This window comes from Saprospira sp. CCB-QB6 (genome assembly GCF_028464065.1).
Classification (GTDB): domain Bacteria; phylum Bacteroidota; class Bacteroidia; order Chitinophagales; family Saprospiraceae; genus Saprospira.
This window is the reverse complement of sequence record NZ_CP116808.1, coordinates 2,326,626-2,345,406: the sequence shown is the minus strand read 5'-3', so window position 1 is coordinate 2,345,406 and position 18,781 is coordinate 2,326,626. Positions and strand designations below refer to the sequence as shown.

Genomic DNA, 18,781 nt, shown 5'->3' with positions numbered 1-18,781 from the left:
TACCAAAGGAATTAATTTACCCCAAGGGCTGCTTTTCCCAATGCAGTTCCCCATTCAAAAAGACGGCCTCAATAAGGTCCGAACCAAAGCTATAAGGCAAATAAGCCAAGCTGGGCAAGGCTTCGGTTAGGAAAAAGTTAGCTCTGGCGCCTGGACGAATACAGCCCAGCTCCTGCTCTAGGTCCATCGCATAGGCCCCATGCAAAGAAGCAGCATTAATAGCCTCTTCGGGTAACATCCGCAACTGGATACAGGCCAAGGAGCAAACAAAGCTCATGCGGCCCGAAGGCGTGGTACCTGGATTATAATCACTGGCCAAAACTACGGCCGCTCCCGCCTCAATTAATTGTCTAGCTGGCGTCCGATGCTCATCATTTAAAAAGAAGGGGGCCGTTGGCAATAAACAAGCAAGGGTATCAGCTTGGCCCAGAGCCTTCATTTCATCAGCATTCAATACCTCTAAATGGTCTACAGAACGAGCCCCAGCCGCAATGGCCGCCTCAATAGCGCCCATAGAATTAAACTGATTACAATGTATTTTGGCAGGCAAACCATAGGCCTTGCCTGCTTCCATAATGCGCTGCGCTTCCTTCAAAGAAAAAAAGCCTTTCTCACAGAATACATCGATATAATCGGCCAAGCCCTCTTCTGCAATTTTGGGCAATAGCTGCTCTATTAATAGGTCCATATAAGCTGCCCGATCCTCTTTATATTCAGGCGGCAAAGCATGCGCCCCCAAAAAAGTAGCCTTGATCGGAATAGGCGCCCAAGCTTTTAAGGCCTTAATCACCCGCAGCATTTTTAGCTCGGCCTCATAGGTCAAACCATATCCACTTTTGATCTCCAAAGCGCCGGTCCCCAAACGCAAAAGGGCCAACAAGCGCTTTTTGGCCTCGGCCAAAATCTGCTCCTCTGGCATGGCTTGCAAGCGCTTGGCCGAATTGAGAATGCCCCCTCCCTTGGCCGCTATTTCATGATAACTCAATCCCTGAATCCGATAGACAAATTCCTCCTGCCTGGGCGCCGCAAAAACCAAATGGCTATGCGAATCGCAAAAACTCGGAAATAAATCCCGCCCCTGAGCATCATAGACGGTATAGTTTGCGGTGGCGGGACAAGCAGACATAGGCCCAAATTCTACAATCCGATCTCCATCCAATACCATATAGGCATCTCTCAAATAAGGTAATTGGGCCAATTCTGCCCCCCTCCGCAAAGCGGGTAGCTCTTGCGCCTGCTGCCAAATGCAGCCAATGTTTGTTAGTAATTGCATCTCGTTTTTATTTCCGTTTATGTTGTTTTTTTTGGGGCCCGCGGCCGCCCTTTTTCTGGGGCGGCCGCCGCTATGCTGCGCCGCTCGCAAGCCTGCTCGGCCCTGCAGCCCTGCGGGCTTTGGTCTGGCCCTGCGGGCCACGGCTGCGCAGCGCTGGGCCATTTGGCCCTTCGGCCCTAGGCTGCGCCCAAAGCTAAAAAAAACTCCCCCGCAGCTCATGAGCTGCGGGGGAGAAGATATTGTTTTATCGCCTAAGGACCTATTTAAAATAACGCAAATCTTTAATCAAGCCCGTACGCATATTTTTTTGCTGCAATACTTTCTGAAAACGCTCAGCGGCCGCCTGGCTTTCAAAATCACCTAACAATAATTGATAGACCGTTTTGCCTCTAAGCTCATCGATATGCATCAATATTTTGTGCCCAGGCAATTGCTTTTGCAAGGCTTCCGCCTCTAAGGTCCAATAATTTACTTCTTTATAAACGCCCATTTGCAAAGCAAATCCTTCCGATTTTTGCCGCTTGAGACTTACCTCAAACAACCCTTTGCCCGTAGGCTGAATACCCTGCTCAAAGATAGACAAACTCCCCGACAACTGAGGGGCCGTATTGGTTTTGCTAGAGTTCACCGAAGGCAAAGAAGGCTCCTCGCTTAATGGCTGCGGGCTCTGTTTTCTTGTTGTTGGCGCGGAAGGACTCGCCTTAGGACTGCGTACTTCCTCAAAGGCCTTGAGCAAATTTGCCGAAGATTGATAACCTACTAAACGCTTGACCAATTTGCCTTCCTCATCAAAGATAAGTAGGGTCGGCAACGCTTCTATCTCATATTTTTGCGACCACATCACCCCATCAAAATCTTGCACATCCAAACGCAAGCCTACCACATTTTGGCCCATATAACTGGCCAAGCGGCTATCCTGATAAGTTGAGATATCCATATTGCGACAAGCCGCGCAATAACTAGCATCAAAATCAACAAAATAGAGTTTGCCCTCTGTTTGAGCCTGTTGCTTGGCCGCCGCCCATTCCATTTCAGAAAAGCTCACTTTAAGCGATTCGGGCTTAAAAAAGGCTAATAAGGGCAATAGGGCAAAAACAGCCAATAGACTGAGGGCAATAAGGGTATATCGTTTCATAAAAAAGGGTCTGTGCAGAGAAAAATTGTTCCTCCTTAAAGATACAAGTTCAATAGAAAAAAACAACTACCGACTCCACAAATAGACATGACTTACCGCTAACTCCATTACGGTAAACTCAGAGAAGCTCTTATCTATGGCTACTGTTTTTACTTCTTCGGGCCGGCCGGGGCGATGCTCTTCGGCCAAAAGATTTAAGCCCAACTCTTGATAAAGGGCCAAGTATTGAGGCAGACGCCAACGGTTCTGTGGCTGCACCTCATTATCTATGCGCGCCCATTGTTTGGGCGTAAATTGTAAGAAATTATAAATGGTAATATTGGGATCGGCATGAGCAAAATGGTCCGACATATCGACAAAATGAGACATCAAGCCCTTGGGGTCAAGCAATTGCTGAAAACGCTGCAAAATCTGCCGCAAGGCCGCTGGATGCACATGCTCAAAGGTATTATTGGAGTGGATCAGCTGTATAGACTGCTCCTTAAGTTCTCTCAACTCTCGAGCATCACCCAATAAAAAAGATAAACGCAACTGGGCCAAAAATGCCGCATCATCTAAATGGCGACTATCCTTGGCCAAGGCTTGAAGAATGGTCCAACGCTCTTCCAAAATGGGCAAAGCGGCCCGAACCTCCGCTTCTTTGTCCACAAATACTTCTAAGCAACACTCCCAATGCGCCCGATGCGTCAAGGGATTTAGGTCCAAACTGCGGACCTGCTCCGCACCAACTAAAAATAGACTAATTGGTACCACAGGATACCAGCCCGTTCCCAATTCTAAGGTTTGTATCCCCTCCAAACTACCCGCATATTGCTGATAGGCTGTTATGTGTTTTTGCGCATGCTCCAAACGATCCAGAAAATAGGCCTCCGAGAGCTGCACGCCCTTGGTCACATATTTTTGCATGAGGTAATTCACTTTATGGTCAAAGGGGGGCGGTAAAAAGGAAATGCCTTTTTGGACCACTGCTTTTAGCTTCCAATTCATTTTTATGCTTTTAGTGTTCTAGTTGAAGTTCAGAATACCTGAATCCAAAGCAATAGACGATCAAAACAAAAAAAAGATGGATTTTTTTAACAACTCTTTAAACCCTTCTTAGATCGCCTAGTCTCTAGGGCCAAGAACATTTTAAGGATTGTTTAACGAACTGGCATGAAAAGAATAGACTTTTTAAAGCGCATCGGACTAGGCGCTGTAGCAATCCCCTTTTTGGGATTCAAAGATGTTATGGATGAACCAAGCAACCAAGAGGTTTTGGAAAATATGAGCTGCGACCCCTTGCCCGCAGAAACCGCAGGCCCCTACCCCGCCCCCTCTTCTATTACTAGCTCTACTTTGCTGCGTTCTGATATTACTGAGGGAACCCAAACGGGGATTCCCCTTAATTTTAGCATTACGATTCAAAATATTGATAATAACTGCCTAGCAGTAGCTGGCCTAAGAGTAGATGTTTGGCATTGCAATAAAAGGGGCTACTATTCCGCCTATGATGGCCAACCTGGCATTGATGGAACAGTAAATAATGCTGGAACTACCTGGCTCAGAGGAATACAATATACCGACAGCAATGGTACCGTAAATTTTACAAGCATCTACCCCGGCTGGTATACCCCTCGGGCCACCCATATTCATATCCAAGTTTTTGATAGCTCCAATAACCTGCTATTAACTAGCCAATTGGCCTTTCCCGATAGCATCAATAGTACTGTTGATAGCTATTATGCCACTAGCGGAACCAACAGCTTTACGAATAGTAATGATATGGTTTTTAGCGACTCTTATACCGATGAACTAATGACCGTTAGCGGCGATACGACCAACGGCTATACCGCCAGCAAAACCATTGGTATCAGCCTTGGCGTTTTGGGGGTAGAAGAACATAGCTTAGAAACAGGCGGACAATTTAGCCAGCTCAAGGCTTTTCCCAATCCCGCCAAAGATCAAGTATTCTTCAGCTTTCAACTCCTACAAACTGCCAATGTACAGCTCAATATTGTGAGTATTTCGGGGCAACAACTGGGACAAATTATTAAATCTGATCTTTCTGCTGGCTTGCAACAACTGGCCTACGACTGTAGCCAACTGCCTGCTGGACAATATGCTTTTGAATTAGTGGTCCAAAATATTAGCGGGACCTTCAGACAGCAAAAGCTATTTATCAAGGGTTAATCTTCTTTGTTTGTTTATTTTTGGAAGCAAGGAGTTGGTTGTGGAGGCCAGCTCCTTTTTTTTTGTTTTGGGGCTGCCCCTGCGGCCTGCGGCCTTGGGTCGGGCCATTGCGCAGCTCGCAGCTCTGCTCGGCCCTGCGCGGGCTGCGCCCGCTGGGTCTGCCGCCTGCGGCGGCCCTGCTACAGCCCCTCAGCCGGCGGCTTTGCCGCCTCTACACGCATAAAAGGGACTTACCATGTCTGTAGGTTAAAACCTACAGCAAAAATGGTATTGCTTCGCAATAATATATAAATGAGGGTTGAAACCCTCATAAAATTAAACAAGCTAAAGGCCCAAATTTTATTCTAATACACAAAATCCTGAACAGTCTCAAATAGCTTGCTATACTTTACAAATGCCATTTTACAAATCCCGAATAGCTTTCCCTTTGAATTGTTTGGGGTTTGGCTCCGAAATCACGCTATTATATAGCCCTGTGGGTTTCAACCCACAGCAAGAAGGGAGGTCATACTAGACCTAATAAAATGGGCCGAAGGTTAAAACCTTCAGCCCATAACTAGAGGAGGATCAACTAACTAAGATGAAATAGATAAAAAGCCAAAAGATTTAAATCAATATGGGTTTTAAGCCGCATTCCATAAAAACATTGCGGAGCAATATCATTCTTGGCCTAGCGATGTGCAGCAGTGGCCGCAGGCCAGACCCAGGCAGCTTTGCTGCCGCAGGGCCGAGCGAATAGCGAGCTGCGAAACGTAGCGCCGCAAGGCGAAGCCGCAGCGGAGGCCCCAAAACAACAGCGAGCTGCGACAACAAGCCCTTTAGGGCGCAGTTCGACGACCGAAGGGAGTAAACGTAGCGCCCGCCGAAGGCGGGGGGGGGGGCAAAAAATAGCCCCTATTCTTAGGCAGAATAGAGGCTATAAAAAATTAGTAGGAGGAGACTAGAAATCGAAATCTAGGCGTACGGTAACATTAGCGGGGGCGGCTACTAGAGCGGGGCGCAAAGTATACTCTTGGTTGAGCAAGTTTTTGCCTACGACTGAGATCTTAGCGCCCCATTTTTCTTCGCCTTCAGCATTTTTGAAAGCGTGGCGGTAGCCAACGCGGGCGCTGAGGTTCACATATTCGCCACTATTAACGTGTTGGCGGTAGCGGCCGATACCGAAAGCATCTGCTGGTCCTAAAGGCAGATCATTATCCGAGAAAACGAGATCTTGAAATACCTTATCAATAGCGAGCATACTACTGCTAGCGTTAACAGAGAGTCCGACAGAGAGGTTATTTTCTTTGAGGAAAAAGGCTTCGGCATCGAACTTAACAGTATGGCGGGCGCGATACTTAAGGATATTGGTTGTATCGTTAGAGCTAAGGAGTTTTTGGCGTTCGTCAAAATCTTGGAAGCGGGGATCTAGGTAAGTATAGCCAGCGAGTAGGTTCATATCTACGCCAGCGATTTTACCGGTACCCATTACGCTAAATTCTGCACCGCGGATATTGGTATTTCCGATATTGGCTGATTGGAAGAAGATGGGGGTAGAACCATTTTCCACGCCTTCCAAGGTAATTTGATTGATAGCGGCAGTATCTCCGCCACCGAAAGAGAACTCCATCATATTCTGGTATTGGGTCCAGAAGAAAGAGACATCGACAAAGCCCTTCCAGTTAGAAGTGATCATGAAGCCTTGTTTGATACCGAGTTCGGCAGACCAGCCTGTTTCAGATTCTAGTTCTGGGTTGGCGCGGATTTCTAGGCCTGTACCATTGGGGTCCCCTACGAAAGTAGTGATATAGCGTTCGGCGATAGTGGGATAGCGGTAACCTTGTCCCCAAGAGGCGCGAAGGAAAGTAAAGGGCGTAAGTTCGTAATTTACCCCAGCGCGGAAAACGGGTTTAGCTTCCACAGAACTAGGTTCGGGATTTTTGATTTTGGGTTGAGAGACCGAAACCTGGATAGAGTCTGGGCTTGTAATGGCGTTTCGTTCGATACGGGCACCAAAAGAGAAATTGAGTTTACTATCGCCAAACTCATCGGTAAGGAAGCCTTTATCGAGTTGGACATAGGCGGCATAGTTAGAGATATCGTATTCGGCATCTCCATAAAGTTGAGATTGGGCAGCAGAATATTGGCCCACGAGGCCAGCCACCATTTTGAGGTTTTGTAGTTTTTTGAAGGTTCTTTGATATTGGTATTCGCCATAGTAGAGCGTAGAGCTATTACTTTGGTTATTGCCATTCTCGTTGCTAATATAATAGATACGAGTTTGTAGGCGGTGGCGGTTACCGAGGCGGTCAAAGTATGTGAGGTAGGGGTCCACATTGATCCGAGAGGTAACTGATTCGGTAACAGAACCAGGGTAGGTGAAGTGGGTTGAGCTATCAGAAATACTACCCGTTCCTAGAAAAGCATTGTTATTCCAGAGGAAGAAAGAAGAAGAGTTTCCGAAGTTTACGTTCACATTGGCACCAACATTTAAGCTATCGGTAAAGCGGTAGCGGACATTCGCGTTTGCTCTGAGTTTGCGTTCATACTCTCCGGCTAGGTAAGAATCTTTATAGAAACCGTTGGCCCCTAGGGTCAGGTCGAGTTTACCAATTTTGCGGCGGTGGGCCAAAGAGGCGCCAAACTCGATAGGTTTGCGATAGCCACGGGGGCCAGCTAGCCATTGGGGGGTAAAAGTAGTATCATAATAAGTAGCTCCCCCATCATCTGTAAGGTTCGCAGAGATAGAGTCTTGTGCCCACCAAGCTTGACCAGACACTTCAGTTGTTGTATTGGGATTACGAAAAGAGGGCATTGTTCTGCTACTAGGTTGGGCAAAAGAAGTTTGGAAGAGCGAGAACTTAGTTAGGGGTTTAGACTTAGCGTAGGCCGTGCGGATATTGATAATTCCGTTTAGGGCAGAAGAGCCGTAGAGGGCCGAGGCGGCCCCTTTGAGGACCTCAATTTGCTCAATATTTTCTACGGGGATATCTCTCCAGTTGGCAAAGCCGGCATCGGCAGACATAAAGGGGAGGTCATCTACGAGGATAAGCACTCGGCTACCGGCACCATAAGAATAACCTGATCCACCGCGGATATTGGCTTGGCCGTCTACAACAGTTACTCCAGGTACTTTATCGACTACCTCATCTACTTTAGTAGCATTGGTATTATCGACTAGGGTGGGTTTCACCACATCAATAGAGACGGTATTCTTGGCCAGTTGGGTTCCGGCCTTAGAGCCAGTTACAGTAACTGTTTTGAGGAGGTTATCTTCCTCTTTCATTTCTACGTTGATCTCTTTGGTTTCTCCTGCGGCCAACTCTAGATCAAAAGACTGATCGGCTAGACCAATATAAGAGACTGTCATTTTATAGGTTCCAGCATCTACAGAGATCATATATTCTCCAGAAAGCACATCGGCCCCGGCGCCAGTAATCAATTTGCCCTCTGTGTCAAGGATTCGGAGCGTAGCGGGTAGAGGCTCTTTAGAGTTAGCATCAGTAACAACGCCCTTAACCGTGGCTTTTTGCCCATAGGTCCAGCTAGTCAGTAAACTGAATAGCAGGCAAAGGCCCAATACGTTAAAGTTTTTCATTTCATCAAGTTTTAAAGTATATTTTGGATGTTCTGCATTTAGCAAAATGCCGACAAATTTAAGGCAAATAAACTAATTTCTAGGTAGATGTATAATTTTCTTCCATTGCGGGCATCTCCTCTTATTTATTTTGGCCATAGATTAGTCTGCCAAACAAAAATAGGTAAAAGCCAACTTAAGGCTAGCTACAGCAAATTTATAGTGCATTCCTGCTGCTTATTTCTATTCAAACAGCCCTTTTAGCCTCATTTTCCCTAGCTTGGTCTATCTACAAGCCTAAAAAAACTAAATAAAAAGATTTTGTTTGCCGATAATCTTTAACTTTGTACGCCTAGTAGCTCGACACTAACATAATTATGAACCTATTAAATTTCATCTAATGAAAGGACTACAACTAACTCTTTTCTTGGCCTTATCGCTTTTTGTTGGCCAACAACTTTTTGCTCAAGCAACAACTGCTTGTAATAATAAAACAGCCCCTGAAGTACAAACTGGTACCAATAGCTATGAGGTGGGCGGTACAATTTGGACGCCTGCGCCTCCTCTAAGTGTACAAGCTGTGGGCTTTGCCAATGTAGAATACCTCATCGTTAAAAAGGGAACCTGTGCTTTAGATAGCGCTCGTACCGCTTGTGATACAACTAATGGAGGCGGAGATGTTATTATTGGCGCCGATGCCGATGGTATCTTAGATCCCGCAACTCTTGGCCGCTATGGCGTAACGGTTGCTCCTGGCGATACTTTTGGGATGGTTGCTATTGGATATGATATGGGACAAGTACGTGTTTTATTAGACTCTATTTTAAATGGAATAATCGCAGGAAGTGGAAGTCCATGTTGTGGTCTATTTAATCTTTATAGTGAAACTAGAGGTTTTTGTGATACACTTAGTAATCTAGGCATTACTTCTATAAATGATGTCAATACCCTAGCTGATGTATTGACTGTTTTTGATGCCTTTACCGATGCACAGCTTTCTGCTGCTAGCTTGGTATCTTATATGGATCTTGTAAATGGCTTTTCAAGTAGAGTAAATGGTTTTGAATGTGGCGACCTTACAGACAACCTACTTATCTGCTATGGCCTGAATCCTTCTCAAGTTCACTACTACCGCACGGCTTCTACTGTGGCGACTACACATATCGATGGCCTCAACGCCTTTAGTGTATTCCCTAATCCTGCTGCTGGCGACGTACAATTGTTCCTCGATCTTAAGGAAGAGCAGGATCTACAAGTCAATATCTACAACAGCTTGGGCCAACGTCTACACAGCCAAAACCTAGGCGCACAAATGGGCCAACAGCAATTCCAATTGCCTACTGCTCAGTTTTCTGCAGGTATCTACCTGATCGAAATCAACAACGGCAGCGCGTCTAGCACACAGAAAGTAATCTTGCGTTAATCCGCCGCTGTTCCTACAATAAATCATAAAAGACTATTTGAGAATGCTAGCCTATTAGCTTCTTTAATAGTCTTTTTTTTTGGGGCGTTACTCCTTATAGTCGTCGAACTGCGGCTTGTAGCCTTGTTGTCTGCCTGCGGCAGGCGCTACGTTTACTCCCTTCGGTCGTCGAACTGCGCCCTAAAGGGCTTGTTGTCGCAGCTCGCTGTTGTTTTGGGGCCTCCGCTGCGGCTTCGCCTTGCGGCGCTACGTTCCGCAGCTCGCTATTCGCTCGGCCCTGCGCCAGCAAAGCTGGCTCGGTCTGGCCTACGGCCACTGCTGCACATCGCTAGGCCGATTCCCCCCCTGGCTCATACATTTTGCTAATCAAATTAAACAATTATACTTATGCGTCAATTTTCTCTTTTTGCGCTTTTGCTACTCCTTTGTAGCCAATACAGCTGGGCCCAATGCCCCAACTGCACCATCAACCTCCCGCAAATGCCCGCAGATACAGTCTATTTAGACAGTATCCCCAATGCCATGCAGAACAGTTATTATGAAGAAGTGATTAGCTTCCGCTTGCCTTATACAACTACCCCTTTAGTGGCCCTTGATCCTACGATTCCTTCAGGAATTAACCTTTCTGGTTTTCAGATTGTAGGCGTTTCTGGCCTTCCTTTGGGCATGAGCTTTTTATTTGATCGTCCCCTTCCCGCTGTTTATGATGAGGATAGCCCTGATACTCGCGATGGTTGTGTAACTCTTTGTGGTACACCTTTACAAGCCGATACCTTTACTGTTGTTATTTCTGTATTGGCCGAAACGGGTATCTTGCCTCCTCAGCCTGCAGATATTCCCCTTACTTTTGTGGTTGATCCTGATACTACAGCAGGTTTTACGCTTTCGCCCAATATGGGTTGTGCGCCCCTAGAGGTTACGTTCAGCAATAATATTCAAGTAGACCCCAACTTTAATCAGGCGGCTACTTATAGCTGGGACTTTGGCAATGGACAAAACAGCACAGATGAAAATCCTGTTGCCGTAACTTATGCCGATAGCGGCACTTATGCGATTACTCAAGAAGCCATTGTGAGCACTGCTGAATATTTCACTTATTTGGATGGCATTACTATCACAGCAGCTAGTTGTGACGATGCTTTTGGAGATCCTGAAATCTTCCTAACGGTACAAGGAAGCCAATCGGGCATTGATACCATTACAGGAGGTGGAGCAACTAATGTTCCCTCTAGCCAACTTCCTCTAGCTTTTAGTTTTGGGCGGGATATTCCTTTGGTAGCTGGAACCCGTTATACCATTGATGTAGATGAAGATGATTCAGTATTCCCTAGCATCCCTTCTATTCAAGATTGTGGTGTAGTTGATTTTGGAGCGGATACCACGGCAACTATCTTTAGCCTAACAGATGGCGACCTTACGCTTACTGTTAATTTAACTCGTGATACTTTGGTCACTTATGATACCATTACAACAACAGAATATGTAGTGGTCCAAAACTGTACTTCTGTAGAAGAAGTGGAGCTCATTTTGGCGAGCTTCAAAGTATATCCCAACCCTAGCCAAGGTCTACTTAATGTAGCCTTTGAGGTACCTGGCCAAGAGCAAGCTAACAGCAGCCTTCGTTTGGTAGATATGTTGGGCCGTGAGCTGATGTTCTTGTCTTTGGGCCAAACGGCTGGAGCGCAGACCAAAAGCTTAGACCTTTCTGCTTATCCTGCTGGCATCTATAACCTACAATTGCAAATTGGCGATCGTCAGGTTTATCGCAAAATTCAGTTGATGGATTAAGCAATTTAGCTAAAATAAAGAAAAAAGGCCCAATCTACTGAGTAGATTGGGCCTTTTTGCGGTTGGACAGGCGGCGGAGCCGCCGCAAAGGAGCGAAGCGACGCGGCTGAGGGATGGACAGCAGTGGCCGCAGGCCAGACCAAGGCGGCTTTGCCGCCGCAGGGCCGAGCAGAGAGCGAGCTGCGACACAGCCCGACCCGCCCAAGAACTCATGAGGGTTTTAACCCTCATTTTGCATCGCTTCGCAAAGCGATACCGCTTTGCGCTGGGTTTCAACCCGGCGGAAGGGGCAGCCCCAAAACCTTCCTAATTAAGGAACAAAAGGGCCTAAGTGCTTAGAACTAGATCTTTAAGTCGTCGCTAAAAAAGGGGAATTGCTCGAATAAGATTCTCCTAAAAAGCGGAGAGCCTCCTAAATTAAGTATAGAATTGCCTATCTTTGCAGCCGATTTACAGTCTGACAAAACGCATAGGCCCTATTGGCCTACAATTGAATAACTTATAATCAAAATAATGGGAAATTCTAGGAGTACAGTCATTGGTTTTGCACTGCTCTTTCTACTTTGGATGGGTTACGTTTGGGTAAACAGCCCCTCTCAAGCCGAAATAGAAGCGGCTGCAAAAGAGAAGAAGCGATTGGATGATAGCACGGCTATGGCTGACAGTCTACAATTGGTACAAGCTCAGGCGATGCAAGCTGCCAAGGAGCAGGCCAGTAGCAAAAAGGATGAAATTTTGGCCGATAGTAGTCTGAGCCAAACAGAGAAAGACAGCTTAATTGCGCAATTGCCCGTTGCCCCTCAAGCTAGTTCTTTAGAAAAAGAGCTTTTTGGTCCCTTTGCTGCTTCGGCTAGCTGCCAAGGCGAATTGCAAACCCTTGAAAATGACAAGATCAAAGTTACGTTCAATACCAAAGGGGGACGCATTGTAGATGTAGAGCTCAAGGAGTTTAAGGGCTATGACCATGAAACGGCTGATAGCCGCGATAAAAAAGCCCTACACCTACTCAATAATGCCAAAGATCGCTTTAGCTATTTTATTCCATTGGCCAATGTGAGCAAGGGCGGAATTGAAACCCAAGATCTCTGCTTTCAGGCAGAAGCCAAAGGCAATGTTTTGGTCTTTAGAGCTTATGCCGCCAACGATAAAGAATTTATTGAACAGCGCTACGAGATTGGCGAATCGGGCTATTTGCTCAATTATGATTTTGCCCTTCAGGGACTCGATCGCTATATCCCCAAAACGGCCAATAGCATCCCCTTTAGCTGGCAAAGTAACCTCAATAAGATTGAGAAAAACCCTAGCTACGAGCGCCGTATGTCTTCTATCCACTTTAAAGAGGTAGAAAGCAGCCCTAGCTATTGTACCTGTGGTTCGGATGCCGAAGAAACCCTTGAAAATGAGATCCAATGGGTCAGTCATGCGCAGCAGTTCTTTAATAGCTCATTGATTATTGACGGAAGTAACAAGCCCAAAAGTGGCCAATTGCAAACCTTCATGATGCCCGATGATTCGGCCCACTTGAAGAGCTTAACCACTCGCCTCAACTTCCCCCTCGCCAATGCCAATGAGCTCGTCTATAATATGCGCCTTTATCTAGGCCCCAACGATTATGACGGCCTAAGTAGCATTGATGTAGGATTAGAGCGTATTATTCCTTTTGGTTGGAGCATCTTCGGCTTTATTAGCCGCCATGTGATCCGCCCCCTATTTAACTTCTTGGCCTCATTTATTCCTAGCTACGGATTGATTATCATCATTCTGACGCTACTTATCAGAGGGCTAATGTTTCCGCTTCAGTACAAAATGCTTAAGTCTAGCGTGAAAATGAGTATCCTCCGCCCTCGCTTGAGCAAACTCAAAGAGAAGTATAAGGATGATGCGCAAGGTATGCAGATGGAGCAGATGAAAATCTACCAACAATATGGCGTGAGCCCCTTGGGCGGATGTTTACCGATGGTCCTCACTATGCCTATCTGGATTGCCCTTTACCGCTTCTTCCCAGCCTCTATTGAGTTCCGCCAGAAGAGCTTCCTTTGGGCCGATGACCTCGTTAGCTATGACTCGATTTTAGACTTTGGCTATGTGCCCGTTGTCTATGATTTTTATGGCGATCATGTGAGTTTGTTTACTCTCCTTTGGTGTATTTCAATGTTTGCCTACTTGACCTACAATAGCCGTCAACAGATGGATATGATGGCAGACAACCCCAACGCCAAAATGATGAAGTATATGCAGTATGCCTTCCCTGTCATCTTCTTCTTTGCCCTAAATAGCTGGGCGGCGGGACTTACTTGCTACATGCTCTTCTCTAACCTCTTTAACATTGGCCAAACTTTCTTAGTGAAATCTGTCCTTCTAGATAAAGATAAACTAGCCGCCGAAATGGAACAGCAACGCCAAGACCGCGAAGCTAACCCCAAAAAGAAATCAGGCTGGCAAGCACGCTACCAAGACATGATGGAGCAACAACGCAAAATGCTCGAAGAGCAAAAGAAGAATAAAAAGAATAAATAAATTATTTTTGCCCCTGAATCCTTTTTCAGGGGCTTTTTTTGTCCCTTTCCCTCCTCTTTTTCGTCTAGTTAGATACCTTAACTGCTGTATCTTTTGGGGCCTCTGCTGCGGCTTCGCCTTGCGGCGCTACGCTTTGGGGCTCGCAGGTCTGCTCGGCCCTGCGGCGGCAAAGCCGCCTCGGTCTGGCCTGCGGCCACTGCTGTCCATCCCTCAGCCTGCGGCCCTTCGGGCCTGTAGAACGCAAAAAGAGGATTAGTTTTCGTCTGCCGTTTAACTTTGCTACTGTGAAAAAACTCGATAAACTCTTAGTCATTAGCTTTCTTCCCCCTCTAATCATCTGGTTTTTGGTGGCGGTCTTTATCTTCAATATGCAGTTCCTCTGGAAGTATGTAGATGATATTGTGGGTAAGGGACTAGAGGTGCATATTATTCTCGAATTGCTTTTTTACCAAGCCCTGGCTATGGTCCCCCAAGCCCTTGTTTTTGGGGTGGTGATTGCCTCGGTCATGACGCTGGGCAACCTTTCAGAACACTATGAGCTGGCTAGCATGAAATCGGCGGGGATCTCGCTTATTCGCATTCTTCGGCCACTCTTTTTCTTTGTCCTGCTGCTAGGAGGCGCCTCCTACTTTTTCTCCAATGTAATTATTCCCGTTACAGCCCTACAATTTAAGACTCGGCTGTACGATATCCGAAAACAACGACCTGCCCTAGATTTGCAAGTGGGCCAATTCAATAATGATTTTCGGAATATGACCATTTATATCGGTGGAAAAGAGGGCAACCAGCTCGAAAATATGCGCATCTACGACCATAGCGAGCAAAGAGGCAATAGCAGCCAAACTAACGCTAACTTTGGCCAACTCAGCCTCTCTAAAGATAAACGCTACCTCCTTTTGGAGCTAGAAGACGGCAAACGCTTTGAAGAAATGCAACAGGGCCTAGATAAAAAAACAAGCTTCTATCCCTTTATGCGGATGAATTTCAAGACCTACCGCTCTGTTTTTGACCTCTCTGAATTTGACTTTTCTGAAACGGATAAGGACCTGTTTAAGAATCATTACTCCCTACTCAATAGTAAGCAATTGCTCAATGGAATTGATTCGATTTTGAATAAAAGAGCGCGCCGTATCCAAGAACTTCAACGCAATAGCGATAATTTCTTCTACTTCCGGAAAATGGGAGGACTCAAAGTGGATAGCCTGCCCAATCGACCCGATAAACAATATATTCCCTTTGCCAACTTGGCCCAAGTAAAGCCCCTAGCAGGAGCTAAAAACTGGAAAAGCATTGTAGAGCAGAATAAAAAATTGGACCGACATGCTGTTTATCAGCGAGCCCAAAGCTTTGCCCGAAATATTAAATCGCAAGCGCAAAATGTCAATCGTGGCCTGCCTCACTATGAAGAAGATGTAGCTGAACACGAAAACGAACTGCACAAAAAAATCATCTTTGCCCTGGCCTGTGTGCTTTTCCTTTTTGTGGGGGCGCCCATGGGGGCCATTATTAAGAAAGGGGGATTTGGCTGGCCTATTTTTGTAGCTTTTGTCTTTTTTATGACCTTTTTTGTTCTTCACTTAACTGGAGAGCGCTTAGCTAAAAAGCTGGTTTGGCCTTGTTGGGCAGGCTCTTGGCTGCCTATTTTGGTCCTTCTTCCGCTAGCTATTTTGCTTTCTAGAGCTGCTTTACGAGATGCTCAGCTGATTAGTTTTTCGGCCATTTGGAGCAAGATTAAAAGTATTTTACCCAAAAAGAAAACGGCTTAAGTATGCAGCGATTTTGGTCCTTTTGGCAGGCGCATCAGCTCTATTTTCATCTGATGCTTTGGCCCATTTTGTTGGGTTGGATTCCTGCGCTTTACTTAGATAAGGGAGAAGGCATTCAGTTCTTTTTAGATTTTAGAGGGCCCAAGCTTAACCTCTTTTTTCGTCTATTTACGCAGCTAACCGAAGGCTTTGCCCTACTCTTTTGTTTTGGGGTATTGCTCTTTATTCGGCTGCGCTACAGTCTACTTTTTTTATTGGGGACGGGCCTAAGTTTGGCCCTAAGTCAGGGACTTAAATTCTTTTTTCAGTTACCTCGGCCCCAGCCTTATTTTCTACATATTCGGGGGCAGTTATTGGCGGCCATAGAGCATTTACCTCAAAAGACGAGTTGGGTATCGAGTTTTCCCTCGGGCCACAGCATGGTTTCGGCTTGTTTATTTGGTTTATTGGGGCTTTGGAGTCCTCGGCCCATACAGCAAGTATTTTTTGCATTTTTGGCTTTGGGCGTTGCTTTTTCTAGAGTGTATTTGGGGCAACATTTTTTACAAGATGTATTGGCGGGAGCGGCTTGGGGGACCGTATTGGCGGCGTTGATTCATTACTTTAGTCGAAATTGGTCCAAAGAGGGGGAGCCTTTGATTAGATTTTAAGTTTTTGGGAAGCTCCCAACATAAAAATTGCAGCAAGCTGCCTGAGTTTTCTTATCTTCCAGAATGAGGGCGACCTGGCCCAAATTGGCGGCATAGCCGCCACTAGCCCGTAGGGCCAGAACGGCTGAGGGATGGACAGCAGGGCCGCCGAAGGCGGCAGACCAAGCGGCTGAAAGCCGCGCAGGGCCGAGCGAATAGCGAGCTGCGAAACAGCCCGACCCGACCGAAGGGAGGGGCAGCCCCAGAACAACAACAACAGCATAAAACAACAGCTATGATAGAGAGAGATTTTTGGCTCCTGATAGATGCGGTCAAGCAATCTGCGGGAGAAGATCAGCAAAAGTATGTCCTTTTATTGGAGGAGCGTTTGGAAGCGATGACCTCTGATAGTATTCGGCGGCATGCGGTTTATTTGATGCAGCTTTTGCAGCAGAGCAGTACCGAAGAAGTTTGGGCGGCCCATTATTTAATCAATGGCGGCTATGAAGAATGGGGATTTGAGGACTTTCGGTATTGGTTGATTGCCCAGGGCAAGCAATTTTTTCATGATTGCTTAGCGAATCCGGCCGAATTTCTTTGCGAGCAGGTCAATATTGAGGATGGAGACAATCCAGAGCTCAGCTTTTATGAATTTTGGTCGGCCTTCAAGACGGCTTATGAGCGCAAGAGTCAGCGCAACCTCTGCCACACTTATGATTGGCTTAGAGAGTATGAAAAAGTGCAGCAGGCAGAATTTAGTTTAGAAGAGAAAATGCGTCCTTTGGCGCAGGAGTATAAATTGCGGAAGCGTTATCCCGCTTTATTTAAGAAGTTTTTCCAGAACTTCTACTATCGTTTGCAGAAGTACCAAGAACAGCAATCCCCATCTACAGAAACTGCTTAATTGCCCAAGATTATGCTTAGTCGTTATGAACTTCAGTTGGCCGAACTACTGGCCCAAAAAAGCCTTAAGAAACTTGATGCCAGCCGTAAAGGTTTGCAGGAATTGCCCCAAGAAATTGGTCGATCCAAAGGCATGAAACAGCTCAATGTAGAAGACAATCGTCTTCGGGATTTGCCCGATAGTTTGGCGAATTTGGGGCAATTAGAGTGGTTAGATATTTCTGACAACCAGCTTTCGCCCTTGCCAAAGGTCTTGCTTCAGCTCAAGCGATTGCGTTGGTTGGACCTCTCGAACAATGGCCTACAAGAGCTTCCCGAAGATCTAGCCGCTTGGGAAGAATTGAAGCGTTTAGATTTGAAAAACAATCAATTAAAGGAATTGCCCGCTAGTGTTGGGCAGCTCAAGGCCTTGCGTAAATTGCTTTTGGAACGAAATCAACTGACTGCTTTGCCCACTAGCTTTGCCCAGTTGGAGCAGTTGCAGCAATTGGACCTTTCTGAAAATGCCTTGGCCCAGTTGCCCCAAGAAATTGGGCAGCTCAAGGCCCTAGAACAGTTGAGTATTAGTGCCAACCCTATCTCTCAGTTGAATGAGGTATTGGGCCAATTGAATAAATTGGAAGAATTGCAAGCGGAAGGGTTAGGCCTAAAAGAGTTGCCTAAAGCGATTGGGCAATTGCAAAACTTGCAAAGCTTATTTTTGGGCTACAACCGCCTGAAAAAGCTGCCCGAAGAAGTTGGCGAATGCGCCGCTTTAGAACAGCTCGACCTCGGTAATAATCGACTTGAAAAGTTGCCGCTCAATTTGGCCCGCTGCCAAAACCTCAAGGTCTTAAATTTGGAAGATAACCCCTTGGGTGAACTTCCACTAATGCTGCAGGAAATTCAAGAGCTGGAAGAGCTGGACATGAGTAACTGTAATTTGGCCGATTTGGGCCAAGGATTAGCCTTACCCGCCTTACATTGGCTAGACCTATCCGCCAATCAATTGCGAAATTTACCTGATAATTTTGGGCAATTGACAGCGATAACTTGGCTAGACCTTAGAGATAATCAATTCCAAAAATGGCCCAGTCCACTAAATGAACTGGCTCAAATTCAACAACTGTTGCTGGCCGGCAATTTCCTTCGTCAGATTGATCTTAACGACTTAGATTGGCCAGAGCTGGAAGAGCTTGATTTGAGCAAAAATGAATTGAGCGAACTTTTGGGCGGCTGGGATAAATTACCACAGCTTCGCCAACTCAATCTAGAAAAAAACCAATTGGCCCAACTGCCCGAAAACTGGCGCCCTTTGAGTAATTTAGAAGAACTAGATCTTTCAGATAATCAACTAAAAACACTTCCCCAAAGCCTAGGCGAACTAGACCAAATTCAATGGCTAGATCTTCGAAATAATCAATTTACAGATTTCCCGCAGGCTTTAGTTCCTCTAGCAGGCCAATTGCAAAATCTCTACTTGAGCGATAATGATTGGACCGAAGAAGCGCTGGCCCTCTGGAAAAGCCATTTTAAGAGCGCAATTATGGATCTAGAACTCTAGGCCTTTTGCCTAATTTGGCCCTTTAGGCCTTTCACTAGTGAAAAAAGTACCAAGCTACCCTATCTTTGTAATGCAATCA

The 18,781-nt window shown here is 46.1% G+C and carries 12 protein-coding genes; 8 read left to right on the top strand and 4 right to left on the bottom strand.

Going from position 1 to position 18,781, the window contains the following annotated elements; all coding sequences use genetic code 11:
• Positions 1–16 precede the first annotated feature (16 nt).
• The 3 genes from hutI to PPO43_RS09095 form a co-directional block, all read right to left on the bottom strand.
• The gene (hutI, locus tag PPO43_RS09105) at positions 17–1,273 is read right to left on the bottom strand and encodes an imidazolonepropionase (RefSeq protein WP_272617049.1); all 1,257 of its coding nucleotides are present in this window, start codon (positions 1,271–1,273) and stop codon (positions 17–19) included.
• Between the two features lie 259 nt (positions 1,274–1,532).
• Positions 1,533–2,408 carry a thioredoxin fold domain-containing protein gene (locus PPO43_RS09100; protein ID WP_272617047.1) on the bottom strand — a complete coding sequence of 292 codons (876 nt, stop codon included), beginning with the start codon at positions 2,406–2,408 and terminating at the stop codon, positions 1,533–1,535.
• 66 nt (positions 2,409–2,474) lie between these two features.
• On the bottom strand, positions 2,475–3,395 hold the full coding sequence (locus tag PPO43_RS09095; RefSeq protein WP_272617045.1) for a class I SAM-dependent methyltransferase: 921 nt from the start codon (positions 3,393–3,395) through the stop codon (positions 2,475–2,477).
• Between the two features lie 165 nt (positions 3,396–3,560).
• On the opposite strand from PPO43_RS09095, the gene PPO43_RS09090 reads away from it, so the two are divergent.
• Positions 3,561–4,577 (top strand): dioxygenase family protein, encoded by a 1,017-nt coding sequence (locus PPO43_RS09090; RefSeq protein WP_272617043.1) that lies wholly within the window; start codon positions 3,561–3,563, stop codon positions 4,575–4,577.
• A 940-nt stretch (positions 4,578–5,517) separates the two neighbouring features.
• On the opposite strand, the gene PPO43_RS09085 is transcribed toward PPO43_RS09090, so the two are convergent.
• Positions 5,518–8,154: a TonB-dependent receptor gene (locus PPO43_RS09085; protein WP_272617041.1), complete on the bottom strand. Its 2,637-nt coding sequence runs from the start codon at positions 8,152–8,154 to the stop codon at positions 5,518–5,520.
• Between the two features lie 379 nt (positions 8,155–8,533).
• Here PPO43_RS09085 and PPO43_RS09080 point away from each other — a divergent pair, with 379 nt between their 5' ends.
• The 7 genes from PPO43_RS09080 to PPO43_RS09050 all read left to right on the top strand — a co-directional run bounded on the left by PPO43_RS09080 (position 8,534) and on the right by PPO43_RS09050 (position 18,702).
• Complete coding sequence (locus tag PPO43_RS09080) at positions 8,534–9,556, top strand: T9SS type A sorting domain-containing protein (RefSeq protein ID WP_272617039.1); 1,023 nt, start codon at positions 8,534–8,536, stop codon at positions 9,554–9,556.
• A 387-nt stretch (positions 9,557–9,943) separates the two neighbouring features.
• Positions 9,944–11,344 carry a T9SS type A sorting domain-containing protein gene (locus tag PPO43_RS09075; protein ID WP_272617037.1) on the top strand — a complete coding sequence of 467 codons (1,401 nt, stop codon included), beginning with the start codon at positions 9,944–9,946 and terminating at the stop codon, positions 11,342–11,344.
• A gap of 513 nt (positions 11,345–11,857) precedes the next feature.
• Complete coding sequence (gene yidC / locus PPO43_RS09070) at positions 11,858–13,861, top strand: membrane protein insertase YidC (RefSeq protein ID WP_272617035.1); 2,004 nt, start codon at positions 11,858–11,860, stop codon at positions 13,859–13,861.
• Positions 13,862–14,145: 284 nt separating this feature from the next.
• On the top strand, positions 14,146–15,627 hold the full coding sequence (locus PPO43_RS09065; protein WP_272617033.1) for an LptF/LptG family permease: 1,482 nt from the start codon (positions 14,146–14,148) through the stop codon (positions 15,625–15,627).
• Positions 15,628–15,629: 2 nt separating this feature from the next.
• Positions 15,630–16,277 carry a phosphatase PAP2 family protein gene (locus PPO43_RS09060; RefSeq protein WP_272617031.1) on the top strand — a complete coding sequence of 216 codons (648 nt, stop codon included), beginning with the start codon at positions 15,630–15,632 and terminating at the stop codon, positions 16,275–16,277.
• A 274-nt stretch (positions 16,278–16,551) separates the two neighbouring features.
• On the top strand, positions 16,552–17,160 hold the full coding sequence (locus tag PPO43_RS09055) for a DUF4240 domain-containing protein (RefSeq protein WP_272617029.1): 609 nt from the start codon (positions 16,552–16,554) through the stop codon (positions 17,158–17,160).
• A gap of 12 nt (positions 17,161–17,172) precedes the next feature.
• A complete protein-coding gene (locus PPO43_RS09050; protein ID WP_272617028.1) occupies positions 17,173–18,702 on the top strand; it encodes a leucine-rich repeat domain-containing protein in 1,530 nt (509 codons plus the stop codon).
• Positions 18,703–18,781: the final 79 nt, after the last annotated feature.

Coding starts and splice junctions, on each gene's coding strand:
- PPO43_RS09100 (WP_272617047.1), bottom strand. CDS start 2,408: ATGAAACGATATACCCTTATTGCCCTCAGTCTATTGGCTGTTTTTGCC.
- PPO43_RS09075 (WP_272617037.1), top strand. CDS start 9,944: ATGCGTCAATTTTCTCTTTTTGCGCTTTTGCTACTCCTTTGTAGCCAA.
- PPO43_RS09090 (WP_272617043.1), top strand. CDS start 3,561: ATGAAAAGAATAGACTTTTTAAAGCGCATCGGACTAGGCGCTGTAGCA.
- PPO43_RS09050 (WP_272617028.1), top strand. CDS start 17,173: ATGCTTAGTCGTTATGAACTTCAGTTGGCCGAACTACTGGCCCAAAAA.
- PPO43_RS09055 (WP_272617029.1), top strand. CDS start 16,552: ATGATAGAGAGAGATTTTTGGCTCCTGATAGATGCGGTCAAGCAATCT.
- PPO43_RS09080 (WP_272617039.1), top strand. CDS start 8,534: ATGAAAGGACTACAACTAACTCTTTTCTTGGCCTTATCGCTTTTTGTT.
- hutI (WP_272617049.1), bottom strand. CDS start 1,273: ATGCAATTACTAACAAACATTGGCTGCATTTGGCAGCAGGCGCAAGAG.
- PPO43_RS09085 (WP_272617041.1), bottom strand. CDS start 8,154: ATGAAAAACTTTAACGTATTGGGCCTTTGCCTGCTATTCAGTTTACTG.
- PPO43_RS09095 (WP_272617045.1), bottom strand. CDS start 3,395: ATGAATTGGAAGCTAAAAGCAGTGGTCCAAAAAGGCATTTCCTTTTTA.
- PPO43_RS09060 (WP_272617031.1), top strand. CDS start 15,630: ATGCAGCGATTTTGGTCCTTTTGGCAGGCGCATCAGCTCTATTTTCAT.
- yidC (WP_272617035.1), top strand. CDS start 11,858: ATGGGAAATTCTAGGAGTACAGTCATTGGTTTTGCACTGCTCTTTCTA.